Here is a 6475-nt window from a genome sequence, read left to right as displayed (position 1 = left end):
CACCGTTTCGTCGACCGGCTCCGGCGCAGGCGTGGTCTCAGCCGCTTCCGGCAGCGGCTTCATCTGCCCCGGCATCGGCAGCACCTTCGGCACCTCCACCACCTCCACAGGCTTAAGTGGTTCAGGCAGCAGCTGCGCCTGCGCGGGCTCGTCGAGCGAGATCGCCGGCGGTGGTTTGCCCTGTGTGGCGCAGCCCGGCAGCGACGACATCGTCGCCGCGAGCATCAGCACGAAAGCGGAATGGCGGAAAGGCAGTCTCATGGATTGGCTCCTTCGGAAGCGTCCAGCTCGCGGCTCCACGACAGTCCGTTGACATAGATGCCCAACGGATTCTTGCGCAGGCGCTGCTCGCTACGCGGGGGTTGCAGGACCGTGGATATCACGGCGTTCCAGCGTTGGGTATCAGCCGGGGCACCATTGATGAAGCGCTGCTCCGTCCAGCGCACGTTGAATGACGTCTCACTGGCGCGCACGACGCTGGTGATCTGCACCGAGACCGACTCCTTGCCAACGCGAGCGAACGGATCGTTGGCACGGGCGTACTCGTTGAGCACGGCTGCGCCGCGGTCGGTGGTGTAGTCGTAGGCGTCGAGCCAGTTCTGCCGCACGACGACAGGGTCAATGGATAGGGACCGCACCAGCGTGACGAAGTGCGCCAGGTGGTAGGCGATCTGCGCATCCTTTGGCCGGTACGGTGTAGCCGCTTCGCCGACCGCACGCACCTGGCCCGCCTTGTCGACCTCCACCACGTACGGGGTGACGATAGATTTTGCCGAGCGCCAGACCAGGCCACCCGCCATCATCAAGGCGAGCAGCAGGCAGCCGAATGCCATCAGCCGCCAGTTCCTTGCCTGTACGCGGGCAGAACCGATGCGCTCGTCCCATACCTGCGCGGCCGCTTGATACGGAGTGGCAGGCTGCGGCGCGTCGGCATAGCGCACTTGTGCTCGTCTGAATCGCATGGCTCGTTCTCCTTAAGAATCGGAATCATCCAAGCTCGGCCCGCCGCCCGAACCGCCACCGTCGCCGGCGCGCAGCGTTTGCGCGGCGGTCGTGGCGGCGTAGGCGATCTGTTGGCGGCGATGCAGGCGCTTGGCCCAGGTGGGTTGCTGCTGGCTGGTCCCGGTGGCCGGAGCGTAGTCTTCCGGGGCCGAAACCTGTGTCGCAGTACCGTCCCCAGCGCTCTCACCGGGCGCCGGACCCGCTGACTCCGAACCCAACTCGGCTGCCGCACGCGGCTTGATCGCTTGGGCCCCAGCGACCGCCTTCTGGCCGACCGCCTGCGCACCGCTGCTCGCGACGCTGCCCAAGCCCGCGATCGCGCCGTTTGCACCACCGCCGGCGGCGGTAGAGCCGGCCCCAAACGCCGATCGCGCGCTCCTAGCCGTCGAGGTGACGGCTCGGGCCCCGGCCGTGGCCTGCTTCGCCGCGGCCGGGGTCATGCGAGCGCCTGCAGCAATGGCACCGCCGACCCCGGCCACAGCCGCGCCAGCCCCAACGGCGGCACCCGCAGCCCCCACTGTCGCGCCTGCCATGGCGCCCGCGCCCAACTGCGGCGCGCCGGACACGAGGCCGGTGGCAATGCCCGGCCCAAAGATCCCCAGCGCCAGCATGGCCAGCGAGGCCAGCATAATGACCAACGCGTTGTCGATGGAGGGCTCGCTCGGCGCAAACTGGAACTGCGCGAATAGGCCGGTGCCGATGCCCACGATAACAGCCAGCACCAGTACCTTGACGCCACAGGAGACCACGTTACCAAGCACCTTCTCGGCGAGGAACGCTGTCTTGTTCCAGAGCGCAAACGGCACGAGCACGAAGCCTGCAAGCGTGGTCAGCTTGAACTCGATCAGCGTGATGAACAGCTGGACCGCGAGCACAAAGAAGCAGACGATCACCACCAGCCAGGCTAGGAACATCACGACGATGGGCGTGATGTTCGCAAACACCTCCGGAAAGCCGGCCAGCTTGCTGATTTGCCCCAAAATAGGTGCCCCGGCGTCGATGCCAGCCTTGGCCAGGCGCCCTGGCTGCAGGAAGGTCTCCATACTGAGCAAGCCGGTCGCGGTCAAGCCCAATCCCGCGAACGAGCGGAAGACGATGCCTGCCAGCCAGTTGAAGTTGCCGATGACGTAGGCGAAGGCGCCGACGTAAAGCACCTTGCGGATGAGCTTCGTCATCACGTCCTCGCCCTGCCCCGTGGCGTGCGCCAGCGCCCAATAGAGCCCGGCCAGCGTCATGTCGATGGCCACCAGCGTGGCGCTCAGGAACGCGACCTCGCCTCGCAACAGGCCAAAGCCCGAGTCGATGTACGTGGAAAAGGTATCAAGGAAGCGGTCAATGATGGCGACGTCGTTCATGACCATCCTCTCCGTATATGCGGGCAAGCAGCACGGGCGCACGCTACATGCTCGTCCCTCTCAGCGGCTGTAGAAGCTCACCGGCCACGGCGTGTACCGCGTCCCGGTACCCAGAAAACGCCGCGTCACCTCGCGACCGCGTTCGGCAGCAGCAGCCTGCCGCGCCAGATCCAGCGAGACCGCGCGCTCCTGCGTCAGCTGCAGTTGCTGCGCCTGGATCGCCTGCTTGGCCTGCAAGGCCAGCAGTTGGTTTGTCGACTGCATCGCCTGCAGCGCACCGGTCGCGGATTGGCTCTGCCTGATCAAGTCGGCAATCGCACTTTCATCCTGAGCGAGATTGCGCGACGCCTGTGCCTGCATCCGCATCGCGGTGTGCAACCCATTGAGGGTGTTCTGCCAGCGTTCTTGCGCGTCGCGGTGCATCTGGTCGCCGCTGACGGTCGCCGCATATCGCTCCGGATACAGGCGTGCAAAGGTGGCGTCCATGTTCCGCATGTCATAGGCCAGTCCCTGGGCCTCGGCGATCAGCCGATCTGTGTTGGCCAATGTGGACCGCAGGCGGCTGACGATGTTGAAGTCCAGGCTCGCCAGATTGCGCGCCTGGTTCCTCAGCACCTGCTCCTCGTTCTGCAGCTGTTTGATCTGGTTATTGACCTGCTCCAGCGTGCGAACAGCGGTCAGCTTGTTCTGGACGAAGTTCGTCGGGTCGAACACAGTAATGGCCAACGCCGGCCGGGCGAACATGAGGGAGGCGGCTAGCTCGGCGGCAAGCGTCGCAAGAAGCACACGAGCTTTCATGGCAGATTCTCCTGTTGGCGGGAAGCGAGGAAGGACACAGCCGACGGCGCGGAGGGCAGCAAGTCGCCCGCCCAATCGAGGCCACGATGGCGCAGCCAAGCGCCGGCAAAGCCGAGCACCCCGGCGTCGCGCAGCAGACCGTCGATGGCACGCTGGTCCTGAGGCGTTCCGGCACCCGCGAACGCGAGCGCAACTGGCCCCAGGTCGAGGTCGAACAGCCGATTGCCGGCACGGGACTGGTAGTAGTAATCGCGCTTGGGCTGCGCGGTGGCCACGATCTCGATTTGCCGGCTGTTGAGGCCAAAACCCTCGTAAATCGTCCGAATCTGCGGCTCGGTCGCCTGTGGGTTGGGCAGGAAGATGCGGCTGGCGCAGCTCTCGATGATCGCGGGCGCGATGCTCGAATCCTTGATGTCGGCGAGCGACTGCGTCGCGAAGATGACGCTGACGTTCTTCTTGCGCAGTGTCTTGAGCCACTGGCGGATGCGTGCGGCGAACACCGGGTCGTCGAGGAACAGCCAAGATTCGTCAAGCATCAGCAGCGTCGGCACACCGTCGAAACGCTCCTCGAAGCGCGCAAACAGGTATCCCAGCACCGCGAGCACCGCGGCACGGCTGGGCATCAGTTCCTCCATCTCGAAGCACTGCACGTCCGCCGCGCCCAACCGGTCGTGATCGGCATCCAGCAACTTGCCGTGGGCACCGCCCAACACGTATGGTGCGAGTGCCTGGCGCAATGCGTTCGACTGCAGCAGCACCGACAGCCCGGTGAGCGTGCGCTGCTCAACCGGCGCGCCAGCGAGACTGACTAGCGCCGACCAGATGGCCGCCCTTTCTTCGGGGCCGACAGCGCCGCCTTCATGCCGCAGCCGACCCTCGATCCAGTCGGCGGCCCAGGTGCGATGCCCGTCGCCATCAATGCGCGCCAGCGGCTGGAACGCCATCGCGCCATCGCTACCGAGGTCATAGTGATGGCCACCCAAGCCCAGTACGGTGGCCCGCATGGATCGCCCCATATCGAACACGAAGATGCGCGAACCTGGATATCGGCGGAATTGCATCGCCAACGTGGCGAGCAGAACCGACTTGCCCATGCCGGTGGGCCCGACGACAAGCGTGTGGCCCACATCGCCGACATGCGTCACCAGCCGGAACGGGGTCGCGCCATCGGTGCGCGTGACGATCAGCGGCGGACCATCGAGGTGGGTGTTCTTCTCCGGTCCGGCCCATACTGCCGACACTGGCATCAGGTGAGCCAGGTTCAGCGTCGAGACGATCGGCTGGCGCACGTTGGCGTAGGCGTTTCCGGGTACCGAAGACAGCCACGCCTCCACAGCATTCAGCGTCTCCGGGATCGTTACGAAACCGCGGGCCTGGATGGCGCGCTCGACCATGCGCAGCCTCTCATCCGCCACGTCGGCGTCGGCATCGAGCACCGTCACGGTCGCGGTGACATAGCCGAAGGCGACCTGATCGCTGCCCAGCTCCTGTAAGGCGGCGTCCGCGTCTGCGGCCTTGTTGCTGGCGTCGGTATCGACCAGTGGGCTTTCCTGCTGGAAGATGGTTTCGCGAAGCAGCGCCAGGACATTCTTGCGCTTGACGAACCACTGTCGACGCAGGCGGCCCAATTCCTTCTCCGCCTCGGACTTGTCCAGGCACAGGAAACGCGTGCTCCAGCGGTAAGCGAAACCCAGGCGGTTGAGATCGTCCAGGATTCCCGGCCAGGTCGAAGTGGGAAACCCGCGCACCGTCACAACGCGCAGGTGCTGGTCGCCCAGCATGGGCGTCAGACCGCCGACCAACGGTGCATCAGCCAGCAGCGCGTCGAGGTGAAAAGGCACCTCCGGGACGCCAATCCGATAATGCCGTGTCGAGACGGTGGCGTGCAGGTAGGTCAGCGTTTCGCTGTCATCGAGCCAAGCGATTTCCGGCATCACCCCCTCGAGCAAGTCACAAATGCGGTCAGTTTCAGTGACAAAGGCGCGCAAGCGCTCGCGCCAGTCCACGCCGATGATCCGGCTGTTCTCGTAGAGCAGCTTGGCTGCCCTGGCTCGGGACTCCTCCGGTGGCAGATATTGCAGCGTGAGGTGATAACCGCTCTCGAAGTGACTGCCCGACTCCTCAAATGCGGCCCGCCGTTCCTCATCGACCAGCCACGAGAGGGATTCAGGGAAATCCGAGCGCGGATAGTCCGCCGCCGGCCGACGCGTGGCCTCGATGTACAACGCCCAGCCCGACCCCAGGCGGCGCAGTGCGTTGTTGAGCCGCGCTGTCGTCGCAATCAACTCGCCCTGCGTTGCACTGTCGAGGTCTGGCCCGCGAAAACGCGCCGTGCGCTGGAACGAGCCATCCTTGTTCAACACCACGCCGGGCTCAACCAGGCCGGCCCATGGCAGCCAGTCGGGGAGCAAAGCCGGGCGCTGGCGGTATTCAGTGAGGTTTAGCATCGGGGCGCCCTCCCCTTCAAACGTCCAGCAGCGGCTTGTGCTTGATATGCCGCGCGAATACCTGCATGAACTGCGCGTCTACTCGCGCACCCCATACCGCCAGGGCATGAGCGACGATCCAGAGCGCGAAGCCGGGGATCCACTGCTGCAGACCCAAGCCCACGGCGGCAGCCAACGTGCCATTGGCGATCGCAACGGCGCGGGGCGCGCCGCCCAGCAGGATTGGCTCGGTGAGAGACCGATGCAGCGGAATCTCGAAACCGGGCGCGAAGCCCGGCACGCCTTCGTTCGGGATGCTCATACGACCGCCCCGCCCGAGAAGCTGAAGAACGACAGGAAGAAGGAAGACGCGGCGAAGGCGATGGACAGGCCGAAAACGATCTGTAACAGCTTGCGGAAGCCGCCCGAGGTGTCACCAAAGGCGAGTGCCAGGCCGGTAGAAATGATGATGATGACCGCGATGATGCGCGCCACTGGCCCCTGAATCGAGTCGAGAATGGCTTGCAGCGGCCGTTCCCAGGGCATCGACGACCCGGCCGCCTTCGCCCTGCCGGCCGTCATCAGCATGACGGCCGCCAGCAGCAGGCCCTGATGAATCGGTCCGGTCAACCGCCGCAGGCGGGCGAGGCAGGAAACTGGAGGTACCGAAAAGCGGAAAGCGCGAGGGTACGTCATGACGGTTCTCCAGGAGTCTCGGCCGACGGCAGAGCAGCGGCGCGGGCAGACAGCGGTAGTTCCGGAGGTGGCGCCTCCAGCGCACCCACCAGGCGATAACCGGCAACGTCGAAACCAACGACACGGGCGATCTCCTCGATGCGGCGCCGGCGGCCCCGGCCGGCGACGTAGATCACGACATTGACCGCCTCGGCGATC

6 protein-coding genes and 2 pseudogenes are annotated in these 6475 nt (G+C 65.5%); all 8 read right to left on the bottom strand.

The window, feature by feature from the left end; all coding sequences use genetic code 11:
• Window positions 1-261 (bottom strand): annotated as a pseudogene (locus CF68_RS08995) (P-type conjugative transfer protein TrbG); the annotation flags it as partial.
• Window positions 258-962: a conjugal transfer protein TrbF gene (gene trbF / locus CF68_RS08990; protein WP_035817651.1), complete on the bottom strand. Its 705-nt coding sequence runs from the start codon at window positions 960-962 to the stop codon at window positions 258-260. The pseudogene CF68_RS08995 and the gene trbF, both read right to left, overlap by 4 nt.
• 12 nt (window positions 963-974) lie before the next feature.
• Complete coding sequence (trbL, locus tag CF68_RS08985; RefSeq protein WP_035817648.1) at window positions 975-2357, bottom strand: P-type conjugative transfer protein TrbL; 1383 nt, start codon at window positions 2355-2357, stop codon at window positions 975-977.
• A 60-nt stretch (window positions 2358-2417) separates the two neighbouring features.
• Entirely contained in the window at window positions 2418-3155 is a 738-nt protein-coding gene (gene trbJ / locus CF68_RS08980; RefSeq protein ID WP_035817645.1) for a P-type conjugative transfer protein TrbJ, read from the bottom strand.
• The gene (gene trbE, locus CF68_RS08975; protein ID WP_035817643.1) at window positions 3152-5602 is read right to left on the bottom strand and encodes a conjugal transfer protein TrbE; all 2451 of its coding nucleotides are present in this window, start codon (window positions 5600-5602) and stop codon (window positions 3152-3154) included. Before trbE ends, trbJ begins: the two co-directional genes overlap by 4 nt.
• Before the next feature lie 16 nt (window positions 5603-5618).
• On the bottom strand, window positions 5619-5903 hold the full coding sequence (locus tag CF68_RS08970) for a VirB3 family type IV secretion system protein (protein ID WP_035817641.1): 285 nt from the start codon (window positions 5901-5903) through the stop codon (window positions 5619-5621).
• Complete coding sequence (locus CF68_RS08965; RefSeq protein WP_035817639.1) at window positions 5900-6277, bottom strand: TrbC/VirB2 family protein; 378 nt, start codon at window positions 6275-6277, stop codon at window positions 5900-5902. The genes CF68_RS08970 and CF68_RS08965 overlap by 4 nt, the downstream gene beginning before the upstream one ends.
• Window positions 6274-6475 (bottom strand): annotated as a pseudogene (locus CF68_RS08960) (P-type conjugative transfer ATPase TrbB); the annotation flags it as partial. The gene CF68_RS08965 and the pseudogene CF68_RS08960, both read right to left, overlap by 4 nt.

Source organism: Cupriavidus sp. SK-4, from assembly GCF_000611125.1.
Classification (GTDB): Bacteria; Pseudomonadota; Gammaproteobacteria; order Burkholderiales; family Burkholderiaceae; genus Cupriavidus; species Cupriavidus necator.
This window is presented reverse-complemented; position numbering and strand designations above follow the sequence as displayed.

Coding starts and splice junctions, on each gene's coding strand:
- trbF (WP_035817651.1), bottom strand. CDS start 962: ATGCGATTCAGACGAGCACAAGTGCGCTATGCCGACGCGCCGCAGCCT.
- trbE (WP_035817643.1), bottom strand. CDS start 5,602: ATGCTAAACCTCACTGAATACCGCCAGCGCCCGGCTTTGCTCCCCGAC.
- CF68_RS08970 (WP_035817641.1), bottom strand. CDS start 5,903: ATGAGCATCCCGAACGAAGGCGTGCCGGGCTTCGCGCCCGGTTTCGAG.
- trbL (WP_035817648.1), bottom strand. CDS start 2,357: ATGAACGACGTCGCCATCATTGACCGCTTCCTTGATACCTTTTCCACG.
- CF68_RS08965 (WP_035817639.1), bottom strand. CDS start 6,277: ATGACGTACCCTCGCGCTTTCCGCTTTTCGGTACCTCCAGTTTCCTGC.
- trbJ (WP_035817645.1), bottom strand. CDS start 3,155: ATGAAAGCTCGTGTGCTTCTTGCGACGCTTGCCGCCGAGCTAGCCGCC.